Raw genomic sequence first — 18,883 nt, 5'->3', positions numbered from 1 at the left:
CACTGTGCGGAAGAGTAGTTCAAGGCTCAACCAATTCCGGATCTGGCAGAGTGGCCGCATGGGGGAGAACCTTGCCGCGGCCGTGGCCGCCGTCGTGCCCGTCGTCCGAGCCGCGCTCCCGCCCGCGCCGGCGGCCGCGCTGGGCCGGCTGGCGCTCGAACCGCCGCCGCGGTTCCCGGACTGGCCCGAAGCCGAAGTCGTGCGCTCGCTGCGGACCGTGCCGTCGTGGGTGGTCGAGCGCGTGCACGGGGCGGTCGAGCTGACCCTGGCCGGGCTGGTGATCCCGGCGCCCCCGGTGACCGGGGAGCTGACGCCGCCGCAGTCCGGGTCGTTCGGCTTCCTGTCCTCGGACAGCGAAGCGGAAGCGGTGCGGGAAATGCGGTTGCTGGCCCAGTTCCGGCCCGACCTGCTCGACCTCGTGGCGGACCTGACCGCCGGCCTGGTGGCCGACGACGCGCTCGTGCCGTTCCTGGCCGCCGCGGGCGACGAAGCGGCGATCGCGGCCGCGCACGGCGCCGGGTACCTCTCGATCGCGCTGGTGACCACGGCGATCGCTGCGCGCGAGGCCGGGCAGCCCGGGATCGCGGCCATCGTCGGCACGGCGCTCGGCGTCGCGGCCGGGCTGCTCCGCGCCGCGCCGATGCCCGCCGGGTACGCCGAGGCCGTGCGGGAGAAGGAACGCGCCGAGTACCGGCTCCCGCGGTCCGGGAGCGCGTTCGTCGACGTCCGCGACCACGTGTTCGCCTTGACCGAAGGTGCTTTCCCGGCGTTCGGCGACTTCGCGGAGAACGGACTGGCGGAAGCCGCCGGCGGCGGCGTGGTGATCCGCACCGGTACCGAAGCCGGGCCGGTGCGCGTCGGCATCCGCGTGCTCGCCGAGCCGCCCGCCGAGGTGGAGACGCTCGGCTGGGAAGAGGTCGTGGACCTCGGCTGGCGCGCGGAACACGGTTCGGCGGGCCTGGCGCCGTCGGCGGGGGTGGGCGTGACGACGCCGCCGTGGCCCGGCGACTACCGCGTCCGCGTGCACGCCTACGGCCGCGACGACCCGGAAGTGGAGAGCTACGACGTCTGGATCTGGGCGGCGCCCGCGGCGCCGCCCCTCGTGCACGCCCGCGCCGACCGCCTCGGCCACCGCCTGCGCGGCGAGCCCGAACCGGCTGTCGCCGACCGGCCCGAGGTGCGCTACCGCTGGATCCGGCGCTCCCGGCTGACCGTGGCGGCGACCGTCACGGTGGTCACCGGCCTGCCCGCCGCGGAGGTGGTGCGCGGCTTCGGCGCGGACCCGGACCGGCCGGAGCCCTTGCCCGAGCTGAGGGAGGCGTACGCGGACCCGTGGCTGGCGGTGCTGGACGCCGGTGGCGGCGTCGTCCTGGTGATCGAGGAGAACGGCTACCACGGTTCGCACGAAGAGGTGCTGACGGCGGTCTCGCGGGCGGGCCGGGCGGCCAGCATGTTCTGGAACGTCAACGCGGTGACCCGGCTGTCCCTGGCCCGTGCGGGCGAGGTGCTGGCGTCGTTCGAGCCGGGACTGGGGGAGCCGGCCGCGGACCCCGAGGTGGTGGCGGCCCTCGCGGGACTCGACCTGGCCGACTACCGCGACAGCGACGAAAAGGGCCTCGTGGCGGTGGAGCGGTTCACCGGCCGCGGGCTGTACGCCGAGGACCTGGAAGACATCGAACGGGCCGGGGTGGCGTACCGGATCCCCGGCGGTTAGGCGGTCCCGGAGATCGGTTCGAGCAGCAGCCGCGGCCGGTTCATCTCGGCGGAGACCGGGTCGGCGGGCGCCGCCGCCGGTTCGTAGCCCGGGCCCGGCTCGACGCGGATCTCCGGAACCGGGACGAGGGCACCGCACTCCAGGCAGCGGTTCCCGGGGTCGACGAGCCCGCCGTCGGCGTCGTGGCGCAGGGCGCGCTTGACCCCGGCCGGCGAGTAGGACTCGTCGCCCCAGTGCATCAGGGCGCGCACCGCCGGCCAGAGGGCGAGGCCGCGTTCGGTCAGCCGGTAGGAACCGGCGTCGTCGCGGACGAGCACGCCCTCCTGCACCAGGGACTTCAGCCGGCTGGTGAGCACCGCGCGCGGGATGCCGAGCTGGGTGGCGAAGTCGCCGAACCGGCGCACGCCGAAGAACGCGTCGCGGATGATCAGCAGCGTCCACCGCTCGCCGACCACCTCCAGTGCCCTGGCGAGCGAGCAGTTGCGTTCGGCGTAGGTGCTGGGAAGGGGCATGCCGCCGAGTCTACCCCGGAAGTTCGTTCATTGAACTGACCCTGTGCTACGGTCGGGGAGAGCGCAGTTCAATCAATGAACTACCCTTCGAGGAAGGCTTGCCGTGTACCAGTTCCTGGTGTCGTTCACCGTCCGGCCGGAGCGCCGCGACGACTTCGTCCGCGCGGCGCGGCGGACCGCCCGCGACTCCCTCGCCCACGAGCCCGGCTCCCGCCGGTTCGAGGTCATCGCGGACGCGGCGGACCCGGACGTCTTCTACCTCAACGAGGTCTACGCCGACCTCGCGGCGTTCACCGCGCACGCCGAGGGCCCGTACTTCGCCGAGTTCTTCGCGGAAGCGGGCGCCTACGCCGAAGGGCCGGTGTGGCTGATGAAGGGCACCGTCGTCGGCGCCGGTGCGGGGGCGGCGCGGTGAGCCGGCTGTTCCTGGTCACCGCCGCCACCGGCAAGACCGGCCGGGGGACCGTCGAGCTGCTGCTCGCCCGGGGCCACCGCGTGCGGGCGATGGCGCACACCGACGACGAGCGGTCGCGGGCGCTGGCCGCCGCGGGCGCCGAGGTGGTGCACGCCGACCTGCTGGACTTCCCGGCGGTCGCCGCCGCGATGAGCGGGGTGAACGGCGTGTACTTCTGCTACCCGATCCGGCCCGGCCTGCTCGAAGCCACCGTCAACGTGGCGCAGGCGGCGACCGAGGCGGGCGTCCGCTCGGTCGTCTCGATGTCGCAGATCTCCGCGCGCCGCGAGGCCGCCAGCACGGCCGCCCGGCAGCACTGGCTCGCCGAGCGGGTGCTGGACCGCACCGGGCTGCTCACCACCCACCTGCGGCCGACCTTCTTCGCCGAGTGGCTGACGTCGTGGTGGCAACTCCGCGACGGGACCGGCTACCTGCGGCTGCCGTTCGGCGAGGGCCGGCACGCCCCGATCGCGGCGGCCGACCAGGCCCGCGTCATCGCCGCGGTGCTGGCCGAACCGGAGCCGCACGACCGCGCCGCCTACACGCTGCACGGGCCGGTCGAACTCGACCACCACGGCATCGCCGCGGCCGTGTCCGCCACGCTCGGCATCCCGGTGCGCTACGAGCCGATCAGCCTCGGCGAATTCACCGAGGCCCTGACGCGCCAGGGCCTGCCGGCGCACCTCGTCCAGCACCTGGGCAACGTGGCCGTCGACTACCGGAACGGCGTCTTCGCCGGCACCAACGACAACGTCGAGAAGATCGGCGGGCGGGCACCGCTGTCGGTCGCGCAGTTCGTCCGGGAGAACCGCGCCGAGTTCGGCACCGACGGCCCGTACGCCATCCCTGAGCCGTGAAGGCCACCTGCACGCCACGGTTCAGCCCGCCCGCACCGGCGGCGGCGCCGGCCGGGCAGGCCTCCCCGGTCGTCGTCGCAGACGATCAACGCCGACGGGGTGTCCCGCCAGGCCGCGCGGGTCAGCTCCTCGGTGAACGCCTTCGCGCTCTGCGGCCGCAGCCGGGCCGCGCCCGTCCGGTGGGGACGTCGTGGTAGCGGGCCGGCGCTCGGGCACGAGCAGCTCCCGGCACCAGGTCGTGGATCCTCGTTCAGGCGGTGAACAGCGACCAGTTCTCGGCGTGGGCGAACGCCATCGCCTCGTAGAGCGGCACGCCCGGGGGGCTGGCGTGCAGGAACGCCGTCCGCGCGCCGAGGGCGTACCCCTCGCGCAGCACCGCGGCCGTCGCGGCGCGGCCGTAGCCCCGGCGACGTACCCGCGCATGGCGGGGTGGTCGAGCACCGACGGCCGGGCGAAGACGGCGAAGAGCGGGTCCGGGCCTTCGTACCCGGCGGCCGTCGTGGTCCGGTACACCTCGCTGTCCACACCGGACACCTGCCGGACCTCGAGGCCGTCGGGTGCGGTGCCGTGGTCGCCGTCGAGGTCCTTCACCATGAAGGGCAGCAGTGCCCGCTGCTTCAGGCCGTGTGCGGCCGCGGTGGCGACGATCCGGTCGTCGACCCGCTCGCCGCGGACCTGGACGCGAACAGCGCCATCGTCTCGAGCCAAGCCCGTGCGGCCCGGTCGGTAGTGCCGTTTTCCATCGTTTTCCTGTTCTCTCGCGTGACGCTGCGGCCACGCTGGTGCGGGGACGTGCACAGCCGATCTACGCCGGGGTGTCACAAGGCCCGCTCCGCCGGTGTCTTGAGGTCGTTCACCCCGAGACACGAGTGAGGACGAAGCCATGGAAACCCGTCTCGACCTGTTCCGCACCGAAACCGGCAGCCGGCTGGCCAAGCGGTTCGCCGCGCTCGGCCAGGTGCTCGAGCGCTCGCCGCTGCCCGCGGCCACCCGGGAGCTGGTGAGCCTGCGGGCCAGCCAGATCAACGGGTGCGGCTGGTGCATCGACATGCACACCAAGGACGCGGCGGCCGCGGGGGAGACGGCCGTGCGGCTCAACCTCGTCGCCGCGTGGCGGGAGTCGACGGTGTTCACCGAAGCCGAGCGGGTCGCCCTCGCCGTGGCGGAGGAGGGCACCCGGCTCGCGGACGCCCACGAAGGCGTGTCCGACGAGACCTGGGCGCGGATGCGCGAGCACTACGACGACGAGCAGGCCGCCGCGCTGGTCGCGTTGGTCGCCCTGATCAACGCGGCCAACCGGCTGGCCGTGCTCGTGCACCAGAAGGGGGGTTCCTACGAGCCGGGGATGTTCGCCGCGCTGGCCGGGTGACGCCGCAGCAGTCCGGCGAGGACGGTGCCGGCCACGACGACGGGGACGATCGCCAGGAACGCCTCGCCGATGTGGCCGGCCACGTCGGCGCCCAGCAGGGTGCCGAAGACGGCCACCCCGAACGCCGCGCCGATCGACCGGGCGAAGGTCACCACGGCGCTGGCGGCCCCGATGTCCGCTGACGGCACCGAGTTCTGCGCGGCGGTCAGCGCGACCATCGGCACCATGCCGATGCCGATCCCGGTCACGGCGAAGTAGCCGATCACGGCGAGCTGCGAGAGGCCGGGCGTCAGCGTGCTCAGCAGCAGGAGCCCGGCGACGTTCAGCGCCATGCCGGTCACCAGGACCGGCCGGATTCGCGCCGGGTTCGCCACCCACCGCCCGGCGAACGACTGGCTGACCACCAGCCCGAGCACCAGCGGCAGCAGGTGCACCCCGGACAGGGTCGCCGACACGCCGTCGACGACCTGGAGGTACGTCGGCAGGTACACCAGGACGCTGAACATCGCGACGTTGGCGATGAACCCGACCAGCGCGGCGATGACGACCGTCCGCGAGGCGAACATCGCCGGCGGCAGCACGGGGGCCGTGGCGCGGCGCTCGACCGGGATCACCAGGGCCACGAGCACGATCGCCGCGACCGCGAGCGCCAGGGCGCCCGGCGCGGTCCAGCCCCACCGGGGGCCGAAGGAGGTGATGAGGACCAGCGCGGTGGCCGCGCCGGCCAGCAGCAGCGCGCCCGCGTAGTCGATGCGGGGCACGGCCGTCCGACGGGGCGCCGCGGGCAGGGCCCGCGCGGCGAGGACCACGGCGACCAGTCCGACCGGGACGTTGACCAGGAACGCCCACCGCCACGACAGGTGGTCGGTGAACAACCCGCCGAGCAGCGGGCCGGCGATGCTGGCGACGCCGTACACCGAGCCGAACCGGCCCTGGTAGCGGCCGCGGTCGGCGGGTGCGGCGATGTCGCCGACGAGGGCGAAGGTCAGGACGATCATCCCGCCGCCGGCCAGGCCCTGCAGGGCGCGGGCCGCGACGAGCTGGGGCAGGTCCTGGGCCAGTCCGCAGAGCGCGGACGCGGCCAGGAACGCCGTCGTGGCGAGGAGGTAGAGGCGCTTGCGCCCGAGCAGGTCGCCGAGCTTGCCCCACAGCGGCGTGGCGGCGGTCGAGGCGAGCAGGTAGGACGCGGTGATCCAGGCGATGTCGCGGAACCCGCCGAGGTCGGCGGCGATCTTCGGCAAGGCGGTGGCCACGATGGTCTGGTCCAGTGCGGCCAGCAGGACGGCGAGGAAGAGGGCCGCCATCGCCGGGCGCACCGCGGGTCTGGCGGGGGTGTCGATGCTCATCGGTCTTTCTTTTCCGGAACGGTGATGGTCTGGTATTCGGTGTAGGTGCCGAGCCCGACGGCGCCGTATTCGCGGCCGAGGCCGCTGGCCTTGAACCCGCCGAACGGGCCGTCGAAGCCGATCGGCGCGCCGTTGACGGTGACGGTGCCGGTCCGGATGCGGCGCGCGACGGCCAGGGCGTGCGCCGGGTCGGCCGACCACACCCCGCCGGAGAGGCCGTACTCGGAGTCGTTGGCGATGCGGACGGCGTCGTCCTCGTCGTCGTAGGGGAGGACGACCAGCACCGGGCCGAAGATCTCCTCCTGCGCGATGCGCATCGAGGGGTCGACGTCGGCGAACAACGTGGGTGTCACGTAGTTGCCCGCCTCCAGGCCGGCCGGGACCTGCGCGCCGCCGGTGACGAGCCGCGCGCCTTCCTCGACGCCGGTGCGGACGTAGTCGAGGACGCGCTGCTGCTGGTCCCGGCGGATCATCGGGCCGATGAACGTCTCGCCGTCGGCGGGGTCGCCCACCGGCAGCGACTCGATCAGCTCCTTCAGCCCGGCGACGACCTCTTCGTAGCGGTTGCGCGGTGCGAGGATGCGAGTCTGCGCGATGCACGATTCGCCGTTGTTGAGCAGGGAACCGAACTTGACGCCCTGGATCGCCGCGCCGAGGTCGGCGTCGGGCAGGAACACGGCGGCGGACTTGCCGCCGAGTTCGAGGCTGACCCGCTTGAGCTGCTCGCCGGCCAGCGACGCGATGCGGCGCCCGGCGCGGGTCGAGCCGGTGAAGGCGATCTTGTCGACGTCGGGGTGCTTCACCAGGTGTTCGCTGGTCTCGCGGTCCGCGGGCAGCACGCTGATCACGCCCTCGGGCAGGCCGGTCTCGAGCAGGAGGTCCGCGAGGAGGCTCATGCTGAGCGTGTTTTCAGGGGAGACCTTGAGGACGACGGTGTTGCCGGCGAGCAGCGCGGGGATGATCTTGGCCAGTGCCGAGGAGAACGGCGAGTTCCACGGGATGATCGCGGCGACCACCCCGATCGCCTCCCGCCGCACGACCGACCGGAACGGCGCGGCGGGGTCCGACGGCTCGAGCGTCCGCTCCCAGCCGAACTCCTCGGCCGCCTTCAGGTAGGCGTTGGCCTGCCGGGTCAGCCCGGGCTGACCGGCCTTGGTGAACCACAGCGCCGAGCCGTTCTCCGCCGAGATGAGCGCCGCGATCTCGTCGGCGCGCTTCTCGCGCAGCTGGGTCAGCCGCCGGAGCACGGCGATGCGCTCGGCGGGCGCGGTCCGCGGCCACGGACCCTCGTCGAACGCCTTCCGGGCGGCCGCGACGGCCCGGTCGACATCGGCGGGCAGCGCCTGCACCGCGCGGCCGAGCACCGAATTGTCGTGCGGGGAAACGATGTCGAGCGGTTCGGTGCTGCTCGGGGTCGTCCACGAGCCGCCGACGAAGAGCTGGTTCCGGGTGATCACTGTGCCTCCTGGGTCGTCTTCTGTCGCATCAATGTAGCACTTAGGCGCGATAAGAGACGCAGGTGTGAGGCGGTGCACAGGTCACCAGGGCAGGCGGCCTTCGTCGTTGTAGAAGCCGCCCGTTCCTTCGCCCTCGGTGGCCCAGTGCACCGACGCGCGGGCGCCTTCGTCGACGCTGCGGGTGCCCCGGAAGCCGTTGAGATCAGTGGCCGTGTACCCGGGCGTGACGGCGTTGACCCGGATGTGCGCCAGTCCGGGGTCGTCGAGGAAAGCGTTGGCGTACTTGACGGTCAGCATGTTTACCGCGGCTTTCGTCGCGGAATACGCGAAGGAATCGTGCGAGCGGGCGAACATCGAGCCGCGCTCGGTCGTCTTGCTGAACATCGCCGAGTCGCTGGCTACGTTGACGATCCGGGCCACGGAGGACTTCCGCAGCAGTGGCAGCATCGCGTGGGTCACGCGGACCAGCCCGAACACGTTGGTCTCGAACTCGGGGCGCAGGTCCGCGCCGGTGACTTCGGTGGCGGGCTTGCGGTTCAGCAGGCCGGCGTTGTTCACCAGCGTGTCGAGGCGGCCGTGTTCGCGGTCGATCCACCCGGCCGCCTCGCGGACGGAGTCGTCGTCGGTGACGTCGATCCGGATCGGGTGCACGGTGACGCCGGTGGCGGCCAGTTCCTTCGCCGCGAGGGTCCCGCGCCCGGCGTCGCGGCTGCCCAGGAGGACGGTGTGGCCGAGTTCGGCGAGCTGTCGCGCGGTGGCCAGGCCGAGGCCTTTGTTGGCGCCGGTGACCAGCACGATCTTGGGGAAAGACATGGGTTCCTGCCTCCGAAGTGGAAGTGAGAGTACCCCTACACTTTAACCGTAGGTACACTACGGTTGTCAACTCAGCGGAGGTGTCATGGACGGCGCACTGCCCACCCGGCGGCCGAAGCGGGCCGACGCCCGGCGGAACTTCGACGCGCTGGTCGCGGCCGCGCGGGAAGCGTTCGCGGACAACGGGTCGCGGGCTTCGATGGAGGACGTCGCGCGGCGCTCCGGGGTGAGCATCGCCACGCTGTACCGCAACTTCCCGACCCGCGAAGACCTCGTGGAGGAGGTCCACCGCGACGAGGTCGAGCAGCTCTGTCTCGCCGCGTCCGGGCTGGATGGGCTCGAGCCGTGGGACGCGCTGGTCGCCTGGTTGCGGCGGTTCGTGGACTACATCGGCACCAAGCTCGCGTTCTCCGACCTGCTCAACCGCTCGGCGGACAGCTTCCAGGCGTGCCGCAAGGCGATGCGCGCCGCCGGCGCGCCGCTGCTCGCCCGTGCCCGGCAGGCCGGTGCCGTGCGGCCGGAGGTGACCATCGACGACGTCCTGCGCCTGGTTTCCGGCATCAGCACCGTCGAGTACGTCGACGAGGCGCAACGGCAGCGGGTCTTCGACGTCGCGCTCGCCGGGCTGCGCGGGGGATGACACCCGCCCCGGCGTCGCCCGGCTTCAGCCGAACGTGAAGGCGTAGGCCCGCAACCCCGGGCTGAGCGACAACGTCAGCTCGCCGGGCCCGGAATGCCCGTCCAGCACCGGGTACAGCGTCGGCGGGCCGCCGACCGCGATGGTGCACGTGCCGTCCACGGTCACCGTTCCCGTCCCGCCGAGTACCAAGTGGACGGACGCGGCGCGGAAGGACAGCCGCAGCCGGGCGCCGGGGCCCGCGGTGAGGTGCTCGGGGTCCGCCGTCCACGTGCCGTCGAGCGCGAAGGTGTCCGTGTCGACAGCGGCGGGGAAGGCGTAGCCGCGGGTCTGCCCGGCCGCGACGCGGCTGCCGCTGGTGGCCAGGGGAGCGTGCTCGGCGCCGAGGTGGGTCTCCGGGGTCAGCCCGCCGGCCGGGGTCGTGTCCGGGACGTCGGTGGCCCGGGGGAGTGCGGGCGTTCCGGCGTCGGTCAGCGCGGCGCGGATCTGCTGTTCGAAATCCGCGTACCCGCCTTCGCCGAAGCTGGTGCGCCGGACCTGCCCGGTGGCGTCGACGAGGTAGGCGGCCGGCCAGTACCGGTTGCCGTAGGCGGTCCAGGTGGCGTAGCCGTCGTCGACGGCGACCGGGTAGGTCACGCCGAGCGCCCCGGCCTGGTCGGCGACGTTGCCGGCGTCGTGCTCGAAGGCGAACTCCGGGGTGTGCACGCCGACGACCGTCAGGCCGGCGTCGCGGTAGGTCTCGTACCACCGCTCGAGGTGCGGCAGCGCCCGCCGGCAGTTGATGCAGCTGTAGGTCCAGAAGCTGACGACGACGACCTTGCCGCGCAGCCCTCGCAGGGACACCGGTCGCCCGCCCGGGGTGTTGAGCCACGCGGTGATGCCGGTGAACTCCGGCGCGTGGGTCAGCCGGTCGAGCTGGTCCGCGCCGACAGCTTGCTGCGCGGCGGCGGTGTAGTCGGGCACCGCGCGCTGCAGCGGCGCGGCGAGGTCGAACGCGGTGACCGCGGCGACCAGCAGCAGGGCGGCCCCGGTCGTGGCGCGCAGCCCGCGGGCGTGCGCCCGCAGGAACCGGGCGCGGCGGGCCAGCGCGCCACCGGAAGCGGCGAGCACGAGCAGCGGGATGCCCGTGCCCACGCCGAAAGCCGCGGTCAGCAGCAGGCTGTCGAAGCCGATCCGGTGCGTCGCCCCGACGACGGCGATGGTGGCCAGCACCGGACCCGCGCACGGCACGTACACGAGCCCGAGCGCCAGTCCGGTGGCGAACCCGCCGCGGCCGGGTGCGGTGGCCCGGCCGCGGAGCCGGGTGAACGGCCGCTCCAGCAGCTCGCCCGCGCGCGGGGCCAGGAGCCCGAGTCCCAGCAGGACCAGTGCCGCGATCCCCGCGTCCCGCAGCAGCCCGGCGGGCAGGCCGAGCGCGGCGAGCACAAGCGAACCGAGCAGCGTCGTGAGGCTGAAGCTGGTCACCAGCCCGCCGACGACGCCCCAGGGCCGGCGCGCGCCCGCGGTCAGCACGACGGGCAGGACGGGCAGGACGCACGGCGAAACGCTGGTGACGATCCCGGCGAGCAGACCGGCGAAGAGCAGGGCGGGCACCTGCCCGAAGCTAGCCGTGCCGGCGGCCGCTCCGGCGGGCCGGGAACGGGCGGTAAGGGTTTCGTCAGGGTCTCAGTGGTGTGACGGTTACCGGTCCGAAGGCGACAGCCGAGGGTATGTTGAGGTGGTGAGAGCCGACGCCGCGCGCAACCTCGAACTCCTCCTGACGACGGGTGCCCGCATGCTCGCCGACGACCCGGCGACGAGCATCGCGGCGATCGCCGCGGAGGCCGGCGTGGACCGCCGCACGGTGTACCGCCGGTTCACCGGCCGCGAAGAGCTGCTGGCAGCGGTGTACGAGGCCCGCCTGGACGCGATCGAGGCGGCGATCGAGACGGCCCGCCTCCGCGAGGCGCCGGTGCCGGTGGCCCTGCACCGGTACGTCGAGGAGATCGTCGGCGTCAACCGCAAGTGGCCCGCCGAGCTCGCGATGATGCGCACGGACCCGGAGATCTGGGCGCGTCGCCGCCGGTCGGTCGAGGAGGTGGACCGGTTCCTGCGGCGCGCCACCGACGAGGGGCTGCTGCGCGACGGGGTGCCGGCGCGGTGGCCGGGCAACGTGCTCGGCCAGCTGGTGCACCTGGCGACGCGGGACATGCCCGGGTTGAGCGACGCGCAGGCGGCCGACGTCATCGTGGACACGTTCCTGCGCGCCTTCGGGACCGACCGGTAGGGCCGGCGGCCCGGCTGAGCACCGGGCGCGCCGGTCGGTCACCATGGTGCGGTGTCCGAAACCCCCGCGGGCCGGCCCGGGCCCGGCCTGCTGTACCTGGTGAAACAGCTCGAGCTCGCCGTCCGGGCCCGGTTGGACGAGGTGTTGCGGCCGGTCGGGCTGACGCCGTTGCAGTACACCGCGCTCACCGTGCTGGAGCGGCGGTCGGGGCTCACCACGGCGGAGCTCGCGCGGAACTCGTTCGTCACCGACCAGGCGATGGCCGACATGGTGGTCGCGCTCGAACGGCAGGGCTTCATCGCGCGGGAAGGCGACCCGCGCGACCGGCGGCGGCGCGTGATCCGGCTGACCGGCCCCGGCGGCGCGGTCCTCGACCGCGTCCGCGACGACGTGGCCTCGCTCGAACAGCGGATGCTCGCGAAGCTGGACGAGGGCGACGCCGCCCGGTTCCGCGACTACGTCGTCGCCTGCCATTCGGCGCTCTCGGACCGGCCGTCCCACTGAACAAGTACAGGAAACCTGTACATCTCTCCGTCGTCGTGGCACCCTGCCCGCATGGGCATGCGCAGGTGGTACGGCCGCGTGATCGCACTGGCCGCTTCGATCGTGACGGCGCTCGGCCTGACCGCGGGTGTCGCCGCCGCGGCCGGGCAGTACACCGGACAGCTGCCGGACGGCGCCACCTGGGTGGCCGACGTGCCGGCCGCGTGGAACGGCACGACCATCCTGTACAGCCACGGGTTCGGGCCGCTCGCCGCGCAGGACGCGCCGAACCCCGAGACCCGGGACGCGCTGCTCGCCCGCGGGTACGCCCTGGTCGGGTCGTCCTACAGCGGCCCGTCGTGGTGGGCGCTCGCCTCGGCCGTCGACGACCAGTTCGGCGCGCTGGCCGCGCTCGAGCGGATCACCGGCCACCCGCGGCGCACCATCGGCTGGGGCACGTCGATGGGCGGGCTCGTCAGCGCGCTCGAAGCCGAAACCCCGCGGCTCGACGGCGTGCTGAGCACCTGCGGGCTGGTCGCCGGGGCGCTCAACCTGAACAGCTACCAGCTGCACGGCGAATACGCGCTCGCCCGCCTGCTCGCCCCGGAGCAGGCCGTCAAGCTGGTCCGGTTCGGCAGCGCGGCCGAAGCGAGCGCGTCCGCCGCGACCCTCACCCGGCTCGCGACCGACGGCCAGGCCACCCCGGCGGGCCGCGCGCGGATCGCGCTGGCCGCCGCGTTCTTCAACGAGGCGGGCTGGTTCACCGGCCCGACCCCGCCGGCGCCGACCGACTACGCGGGCCAGGAAGTCCAGCAGCAGCAAGAGCTCGCGCAGTTCGTGCTCGGGTTCGTGGTGACCGGCCGCTACCAGATCGAGCTGGCCGCGGGCGGCAACAGCGCGGCCACCGCCGGCGTCGACTACGGGAAGCTGCTGGCGGGCAGCAGCCACGCCCGCCAGGTCCGCGCGCTGTACCGGGCGGCCGGGCTCGACCTGGACGCCGATCTGGCGGCGCTGACCCGCGACGCGGACATCCGGCCGGACCCGCGGGCGGTCGGCACCCTCGCGCGCACGTCGATGGTGACCGGCCGGCTGCGCGTCCCGGCGCTGGACATCCACACCACCGCCGACCAGCTCGTGCCGGTCGAACAGGAGGACTGGTACGCCGGGCAGGTCCACCGGGCCGGCCGCGGCACCCTGCTGCGCCAGGCGTACGTCGGGGCGACGGGCCACTGCGCGTTCCGGCCGGCCGAGGGCATCGCGGCGCTGCGGGCGCTGGAGTTCCGCATCGAGTCCGGGCGCTGGGACGACGTCGCGGAGCCGGCGCGCCTGAACGAAGCCACCGCCGCGCTGGGGGACCAGGGGCGGTACGTCCGGTTCGACCCGCCGCGGCTGACCGGCGGGCTCAGCGCCCGCGGTTGACCGCGCTGATGGTGTCCTGGAGTCGTTGCCGCGCGGTCGAAAGGCCGTCGCGCGGCGCCGGTTCCGGGGCCGCTTCCGGTTCGCCCGCCGGACCCGGGACCGGGAAGACCGCCTTGTCCCCGGGCAGCGGGACGCCGGGGCAGATGGTCGCCGCGGGGCGGGCGGCGCCGAGGTAGAACCCGTTCACCAGATCGTCCACACAGGAATTGCCGCTCACCGCGTACTGGCCGTGGAACGGCGAATCCGCCACCGAGACCATCGGGACACCGGTCGCCCGCGCCGCCGCCGCGGCCTGTTCGTAGCCGGTCTGCGGGTCGAATTCGCCCTGCACGACCAGCACGTTCTTCGCGGCGTTCGCCGGCAGCTTCGGCAGCTCGTGCCGGGGGAGCTCGGACCAGTAGCCGCACGGCTCGCTGAGACCGTACGCCCAGCCGAAGAGCGGGTACTGCGGGCCCTGCAGGTCGCTGAGCAGCTTGTACCAGCCCGAATTCCGCGACGGCTGGTCGGCGCACGCCACCGCCAGCCGGGTGCCGGGGACGTCGGCGTAGTCCGGCTCGGGTGCCGCGAGCGTCCGCACCACGCCCGTGGCGGTCAGCCCGGCGGCCGGGACGCCGAACACCGCGCGCGAGACGTCGTCGAGGTCGTCTTTCAGGGCCGCGGGCGGCGGGGCGGCGGTGCCGTCGAGCGCTTCGGCGCCCTTGGTGAGGATCAGCGCGCCGGCCAGCCACTGGCGGGTGCTGCCGTTGCCGACGAAGACGTGGTCGAAGAGGTCCGGGGAGAGGCCCTCGCGCTTGAAGAACGCGCGCAGCCGCTCCCACTTCGCCCGGACCTGCGCGGCGGTCTTGCCGAGTTGCTCGGGGAAGCGGCGGGCGAGCCAAGGCGCGTAGACGTCGTCGAACTGGCGCTGGTCGATCTTCGGGAAGGCTTCGAACGCGGCCTGGAGCCGGCCTTCGAAGTTCACGCTGGAGTCGAGCACGAACTTGCCCGCGTGGTCCGGGAACAGCGACGCGTACTTCGCGCCCAGCCACGTCCCGTAGGAGTAGCCGAGGTAGTTGAGCCGCTCGTCCTTCAGCAGGGCGCGGATCAGGTCCATGTCGTGCGCGGTCTGCCAGGTGGTGACGTAGGGCGCGACCGCGTCGCTCTGGCACGCCTCGGCCACCGCCCGCGGCGCCAGCTGGTGCTGCGCGATGCTGCCGGCCGACCGGTCGCGGGCGTCGAGGTCGTCCGCCTGCGGCAGCCGCCCGGTGGGTACCCGGCAGACGAAGCCGGCGTCGGCGCCGCCTTCCTGGCCGGTGCCGCGCGGGTCCATGCCGACGAGGTCGAAGTGCTCGTTCAGCGCCGGCTCCAGCCCGGCCAGCACACCGGGGAGGGAGGTGCCCTGGCCACCGGGCCCGCCGGGGTTGACCAGGATCGCCCCGCGCCGGCTGCCGGTGGCGTCGGCGCGGCTGATGGACACCTTGAGGTCGGTGCCCGAGCCGGGCGCCGCCCAGTCCCGCGGGACGGTGATCCGCGCGCACTGCGCGGGCTGCGCCTCGATCCGCTTGGCGAACGGGCAGCCGCCCCACGCCACCTGCTGCGTCAGGTACGGCGCGAGGGGATCGGGCGTGGTCGCGGCGGCGGGCGCCGTCGTCACCACCAGCACCGAGACGGCCACCGCCAACCCTGCCCGGGACGTTCGCACCGCAGTTCCCTTCGTCGCGCTCTGGCGGGGGAATCCAAGCACGGCGGGCGGGGCCGAAGCAGCACGAAGATCATGATTGACCTCGAACCGGTGAACCCGCTCAGGCGCGGTACGGCCCGTGGTGGCCGAGGTCGGGGCTCACCTCCGGGTGCCGGCCCTCCTGGCCGGGCACGGGGGCGACGGTGGGCTCGGCGAGCGGCTCAGCACCCGGCCGTTCGGCTTCGCGCTCCTGGAAGCGGGCTTCGACGATCCGGTCCTGGCGGCCGCGGGCGAGCACGGCGAGCGTGAGCACGTGGACCACGGCCAGCAGCAGCAGGAAGACACCGAGCCTGCCGACCAGCGCGGCGGCCGAGCCCGACCACTGCGGGCCGACCACCGACAGCAGCGCCAGGACGCCGAACGCGACCAGGTGGAAGACGGTCACCACCGGCCAGGCCATCGAGCCGGTGCGGTCGCCGTCCGGCCCCGTCAGGTAGCGGCGGGCGCCGCGGTAGAGGACCTGGCCGTCGGCCAGCACGATGACCAGTCCGATGAGCAGGAACCCGGTGAGGTCGTTGTCGGGCATGCGCGCCTCCTCGTTTCCGGCGGGGTACCCGGCCGGGCCGGTCACCGGCCACGGTTCACCGGAACGAGCGACCCCGGTCGGCCTGCTCACACCCGGGAATCAAACCCGGCCGCCGGACGCTGGGAGGGACGTGAAGAACATCGGTTTCCTGTCGTTCGGCCACTGGTCGCCGGGCGCGCACTCCGAGACCCGGTCGGCCGCCGACTTCCTGCACCAGTCGATCGACCTCGCGGTCGCCGCCGAGGAGCTCGGCGTGGACGGCGCCTACTTCCGCGTGCACCACTTCGCGCGGCAGGCCGGCAGCCCGTTCCCGCTGCTCTCCGCGATCGGCGCGCGCACCTCGAAGATCGAGATCGGCACCGGCGTGATCGACATGCGCTACGAGAACCCGCTGTACATGGCCGAGGAGGCCGGCGCCGCCGACCTCATCTCGGGCGGCCGGCTCCAGCTCGGCATCAGCCGGGGATCCCCCGAGCAGGTCATCGACGGCTGGCGCTACTTCGGCTACGCCCCGGCCGAGGGCGAGACCGACGCCGACATGGCCCGGCGGCGCACGGAGCTGTTCCTCGAGGTGCTCGGCGGCGAGGGCTTCGCAGAGCCGAACCCGCGCCCGATGTTCGCCAACCCGCCCGGGCTGCTGCGCATCGAGCCGCACTCGGAAGGGCTGCGCGAGCGCATCTGGTGGGGGTCCGGTTCGAACGCGACCGGCGTCTGGGCCGCGAAGCTGGGCATGAACCTGCAGAGCTCGACGCTCAAGGACGACGAGACGGGCGAGCCGCTGCACGTCCAGCAGCGCAAGCAGATCGAGGCCTACCGCGACGCGTGGAAGGACGCCGGCCACACCCGCGAGCCGCGCGTGTCGGTCAGCCGCAGCATCTTCGCGCTGACCACCGACCTCGACCGCGCCTACTTCGGCCGCGACCGCCACTCGCGCGACCAGGTCGGCATGATCGACGAGAACACCCGCGCGATCTTCGGCCGTTCGTACGCCGCGGAGCCCGACGAACTGGTGCGGCTGCTCAAGGAGGACGAGGCGGTCGAGGCCGCGGACACCCTCCTGCTGACCGTCCCGAACCAGCTCGGCGTCGACTACAACACCCACGTGCTGGCGGACATCCTCACCCACGTGGCACCCGAGCTCGGCTGGCGCTGAGCGCGAGCGGCCCGGTGGCGGCCGGGCCGTTCGCCGTCAGCCTTGCGTGACCTTCAGGCCGTAGAACGCGACCCGCGCGCCCTTCGTCGTGCTGTCCGAAGAGGACTGGTTGTACGAGCCCGCCTTGAAGTACTGCTTGTACGCGTTGAACGACGACGGGATGCCGTAGTGCGTGGTGCTGCCGTTGACCGTGAGGTCGATGGTGTTGCCGCCGGAGATGCCGATCGTGTAGGTCCACGTCTTGCCGAGCGAGACGTGGCCGACGGTGTGCGGCGTCTGCCCGCCGTCGGGTGAGTTCTCCGTGCCCAGCACGATGTCCCCGCTCGCGCGGTAGTACAGCTCCAGCAGCGGTTTCGTGGACGACCCGCCGGTGCCGAGGTGCACCTGGCCGACGCACACGTTCGACGTCACCGACACCACGCGCAGCGTCGCGCTGAGCTTGTGCGACCCGCTCAGCGACCAGTTCGCCGCGGAGCCGTCGCGGTTCATCTCGCGCAGCTCCGACCGCGCGTAGTTCGAGTTCGGCGTGGTGACGCCCTTTTCCGGCGCCCAGAAGGTCATCGCGCCGTCGCGGGTGTCGGTGTAGAAGTAGCTGTCCTGGAAGCCGTTCGGCCCCTGCAGGCGGGACGACGAGATCGTGGTCGGCTTACCCGGCGAGCCGACCGGTTCCTGGAGCTGCCAGACCGACAGGTCGAAGTTGCCGCCCGGGGCCACGGACGGATCCGCCGCCACGGCGGGCAACGCGGTGGCCGCGGCCAGTGCCGGGACCGTCAGCAGGACGAACAAGGCACGCACGCGCATCGTGGGTGTCCTTTCGCGATGAGACGCTGCACCATTCGTTCACGGACGTGAATAAATGGTCTGGACAACCCGGCGGCGTGGACCCACGGTAGGACGACGATCGCCGGATGTCAAGATTCGCTGCCCGTTTTCGAAGGGATCAGGCAGACCCGGCGGTGCCGCCGGGCAACGCGGCGGCGAGCGCGCCAGCCTGGAGTTACGTTCGACCCGTCGGACCGGAGCTCACCGGAAGGAGCAGGGAAAATGGGGAACTGGACCAGAAAAGCCGCGGCGACGGCTGCCGCGGCGGCCGCGCTGACTTCGCTCGGGGTGGCACCGGCGACCGCGGCACCCGCGCCGAAGCACTGCGTGCTGAACGTCGGAACCGGGGTGCAGCAATGCTCTTCGAGCCGCATGGCGCTGACCGCGTCGGCCAACGGTGACGTCGTGCAGGGCACTTTCTTCGACGGTCCCGATTACACGGGGAACTCGCTGACCATCACCGGCCCGGAACTGTGCAAGAAGGACGGCTGGGTGAACTGGCAGTTCGACCTCGGCGACGACTGGAAGAACAAGATCTCCTCGGTGCAGCCGTGGGGGAACTGCTGGATCTGGCTCTACCCGGAGCCGAACCTCGGCGGCGACCGCGACGGCCCGTTCAAGGAGAACACCGGCAACGTCGGGTCCTTCATGGACGACCGGACCCAGTCCATCGGCTTCAGCTGAGCCACCTGCGAAAGGGAGTGACCGCATGACCAGCAAGCGCACCACGTGGGTGGCGACGGGCCTCGGCCTGGTGACCGCCGCCGGCCTCGTGCTCACCGCCCCCGCCGCGTCCGCCGAGGACCAGCCCACCGCGCGGGAACTGCTCGACAAGTGCGACAACGGCACGGACTCGTGCGTGTTCCACCCGGCCGGCCCGCCGGAGGAGCACACCGGCGCCGGGCACCAGGTCGGCGAGGCCGCCTACAACTGCACGCAAGATCTGCAGCGCAGCACCGTGAACTGGTCCGACACGACGGGCGAGTCGAACAGCTTCGGCGTGTCCCTGTCGGCCGAATACGGGTTCTCGGAAGTGTTCAAGGTGTCCATCGAGACGTCGTACCAGCACACCTGGGAGTCGTCCCACACCGAGGGCCAGGCGACCAACGTGGACGTCCGCCCGGGGGAGAAGGGCTGGGTGGAGCGGGCGCCGAAGCTGCAGAAGGTGCACGGCACGTACGAGATGCACTTCGGCGACCGGTTCTACGGCCACTACATCTGGTACCAGGACTTCGACGCGGAAGGCCCGGTCCCCGGCTCGACCGGCGACATCACCCAGCACACCGCACCGATGACGGACCAGGAACGCGCCGAACACTGCGGCTGACGCGCTGC

The 18,883-nt window shown here is 72.9% G+C and carries 21 protein-coding genes; 12 read left to right on the top strand and 9 right to left on the bottom strand.

What is annotated here, in order from left to right:
* The first annotated feature begins 58 nt into the window (after positions 1-58).
* Entirely contained in the window at positions 59-1,714 is a 1,656-nt protein-coding gene (locus AB5J73_RS38570; RefSeq protein WP_370963750.1) for a DUF6461 domain-containing protein, read from the top strand.
* Here AB5J73_RS38570 and AB5J73_RS38565 read toward each other — a convergent pair.
* Positions 1,711-2,226 carry a winged helix-turn-helix transcriptional regulator gene (locus tag AB5J73_RS38565; protein ID WP_370963749.1) on the bottom strand — a complete coding sequence of 172 codons (516 nt, stop codon included), beginning with the start codon at positions 2,224-2,226 and terminating at the stop codon, positions 1,711-1,713. The genes AB5J73_RS38570 and AB5J73_RS38565 overlap by 4 nt on opposite strands.
* Before the next feature lie 103 nt (positions 2,227-2,329).
* On the opposite strand from AB5J73_RS38565, the gene AB5J73_RS38560 reads away from it, so the two are divergent.
* Together AB5J73_RS38560 and AB5J73_RS38555 are read left to right on the top strand one after the other, a co-directional pair.
* Entirely contained in the window at positions 2,330-2,641 is a 312-nt protein-coding gene (locus tag AB5J73_RS38560) for an antibiotic biosynthesis monooxygenase (protein WP_370963748.1), read from the top strand.
* A complete protein-coding gene (locus AB5J73_RS38555) occupies positions 2,638-3,537 on the top strand; it encodes an NAD(P)H-binding protein (protein ID WP_370963747.1) in 900 nt (299 codons plus the stop codon). The genes AB5J73_RS38560 and AB5J73_RS38555 overlap by 4 nt, the downstream gene beginning before the upstream one ends.
* Before the next feature lie 250 nt (positions 3,538-3,787).
* On the opposite strand, the gene AB5J73_RS38550 is transcribed toward AB5J73_RS38555, so the two are convergent.
* A complete protein-coding gene (locus AB5J73_RS38550; protein WP_370963746.1) occupies positions 3,788-3,913 on the bottom strand; it encodes a hypothetical protein in 126 nt (41 codons plus the stop codon).
* Positions 3,914-4,104: 191 nt separating this feature from the next.
* On the opposite strand from AB5J73_RS38550, the gene AB5J73_RS38545 reads away from it, so the two are divergent.
* Both AB5J73_RS38545 and AB5J73_RS38540 read left to right on the top strand, forming a co-directional pair.
* Entirely contained in the window at positions 4,105-4,410 is a 306-nt protein-coding gene (locus AB5J73_RS38545) for a hypothetical protein (RefSeq protein ID WP_370963745.1), read from the top strand.
* A 10-nt stretch (positions 4,411-4,420) separates the two neighbouring features.
* Positions 4,421-4,906 (top strand): carboxymuconolactone decarboxylase family protein, encoded by a 486-nt coding sequence (locus tag AB5J73_RS38540; protein WP_370963744.1) that lies wholly within the window; start codon positions 4,421-4,423, stop codon positions 4,904-4,906.
* On the opposite strand, the gene AB5J73_RS38535 is transcribed toward AB5J73_RS38540, so the two are convergent.
* The 3 genes from AB5J73_RS38535 to AB5J73_RS38525 form a co-directional block, all read right to left on the bottom strand.
* Positions 4,870-6,252 carry an MDR family MFS transporter gene (locus AB5J73_RS38535; protein WP_370963743.1) on the bottom strand — a complete coding sequence of 461 codons (1,383 nt, stop codon included), beginning with the start codon at positions 6,250-6,252 and terminating at the stop codon, positions 4,870-4,872. The two genes, AB5J73_RS38540 and AB5J73_RS38535, sit on opposite strands and share 37 nt — an antisense overlap.
* A complete protein-coding gene (locus AB5J73_RS38530) occupies positions 6,249-7,709 on the bottom strand; it encodes an aldehyde dehydrogenase (RefSeq protein WP_370963742.1) in 1,461 nt (486 codons plus the stop codon). Before AB5J73_RS38530 ends, AB5J73_RS38535 begins: the two co-directional genes overlap by 4 nt.
* 81 nt (positions 7,710-7,790) lie before the next feature.
* Positions 7,791-8,522, bottom strand: a complete 732-nt coding sequence (locus AB5J73_RS38525; RefSeq protein ID WP_370963741.1) for an SDR family NAD(P)-dependent oxidoreductase — start codon at positions 8,520-8,522, stop codon at positions 7,791-7,793.
* Positions 8,523-8,607: 85 nt separating this feature from the next.
* Between AB5J73_RS38525 and AB5J73_RS38520 the strand changes: the two genes are divergently transcribed.
* Positions 8,608-9,162, top strand: coding sequence for a TetR/AcrR family transcriptional regulator (locus AB5J73_RS38520; RefSeq protein WP_370963740.1), 555 nt, complete (start codon positions 8,608-8,610; stop codon positions 9,160-9,162).
* Between the two features lie 24 nt (positions 9,163-9,186).
* Here AB5J73_RS38520 and AB5J73_RS38515 read toward each other — a convergent pair whose 3' ends face one another.
* A complete protein-coding gene (locus tag AB5J73_RS38515; RefSeq protein WP_370963739.1) occupies positions 9,187-10,752 on the bottom strand; it encodes a cytochrome c biogenesis protein DipZ in 1,566 nt (521 codons plus the stop codon).
* Between the two features lie 127 nt (positions 10,753-10,879).
* Between AB5J73_RS38515 and AB5J73_RS38510 the strand changes: the two genes are divergently transcribed.
* Genes AB5J73_RS38510 through AB5J73_RS38500 form a run of 3 tightly spaced genes read left to right on the top strand, consistent with a single transcriptional unit; the run spans position 10,880 to position 13,327 of the window.
* Positions 10,880-11,425, top strand: a complete 546-nt coding sequence (locus AB5J73_RS38510) for a TetR/AcrR family transcriptional regulator (protein WP_370963738.1) — start codon at positions 10,880-10,882, stop codon at positions 11,423-11,425.
* A gap of 51 nt (positions 11,426-11,476) precedes the next feature.
* Positions 11,477-11,929 (top strand): MarR family winged helix-turn-helix transcriptional regulator, encoded by a 453-nt coding sequence (locus AB5J73_RS38505; protein WP_370963737.1) that lies wholly within the window; start codon positions 11,477-11,479, stop codon positions 11,927-11,929.
* Positions 11,930-11,980: 51 nt separating this feature from the next.
* Positions 11,981-13,327, top strand: coding sequence for an alpha/beta hydrolase (locus AB5J73_RS38500; RefSeq protein WP_370963736.1), 1,347 nt, complete (start codon positions 11,981-11,983; stop codon positions 13,325-13,327).
* Here the strand turns inward: AB5J73_RS38500 and AB5J73_RS38495 are convergent.
* On the bottom strand, positions 13,311-14,981 hold the full coding sequence (locus AB5J73_RS38495; protein ID WP_370963735.1) for an alpha/beta fold hydrolase: 1,671 nt from the start codon (positions 14,979-14,981) through the stop codon (positions 13,311-13,313). The two genes, AB5J73_RS38500 and AB5J73_RS38495, sit on opposite strands and share 17 nt — an antisense overlap.
* Before the next feature lie 127 nt (positions 14,982-15,108).
* On the bottom strand, positions 15,109-15,573 hold the full coding sequence (locus AB5J73_RS38490) for a hypothetical protein (RefSeq protein ID WP_370963734.1): 465 nt from the start codon (positions 15,571-15,573) through the stop codon (positions 15,109-15,111).
* A 130-nt stretch (positions 15,574-15,703) separates the two neighbouring features.
* Here AB5J73_RS38490 and AB5J73_RS38485 point away from each other — a divergent pair, with 130 nt between their 5' ends.
* A complete protein-coding gene (locus AB5J73_RS38485) occupies positions 15,704-16,726 on the top strand; it encodes an LLM class flavin-dependent oxidoreductase (RefSeq protein WP_370963733.1) in 1,023 nt (340 codons plus the stop codon).
* 36 nt (positions 16,727-16,762) lie between these two features.
* On the opposite strand, the gene AB5J73_RS38480 is transcribed toward AB5J73_RS38485, so the two are convergent.
* On the bottom strand, positions 16,763-17,527 hold the full coding sequence (locus tag AB5J73_RS38480) for a polysaccharide lyase family 7 protein (RefSeq protein WP_370963732.1): 765 nt from the start codon (positions 17,525-17,527) through the stop codon (positions 16,763-16,765).
* A 243-nt stretch (positions 17,528-17,770) separates the two neighbouring features.
* On the opposite strand from AB5J73_RS38480, the gene AB5J73_RS38475 reads away from it, so the two are divergent.
* Positions 17,771-18,232: a hypothetical protein gene (locus AB5J73_RS38475; RefSeq protein ID WP_370963731.1), complete on the top strand. Its 462-nt coding sequence runs from the start codon at positions 17,771-17,773 to the stop codon at positions 18,230-18,232.
* A gap of 25 nt (positions 18,233-18,257) precedes the next feature.
* Entirely contained in the window at positions 18,258-18,875 is a 618-nt protein-coding gene (locus tag AB5J73_RS38470) for a hypothetical protein (RefSeq protein WP_370963730.1), read from the top strand.
* The last annotated feature ends 8 nt before the right edge of the window (positions 18,876-18,883 follow it).

The organism is Amycolatopsis sp. cg9 (assembly GCF_041346945.1).
Taxonomy (GTDB): domain Bacteria; phylum Actinomycetota; class Actinomycetes; order Mycobacteriales; family Pseudonocardiaceae; genus Amycolatopsis.
This window is presented reverse-complemented; position numbering and strand designations above follow the sequence as displayed.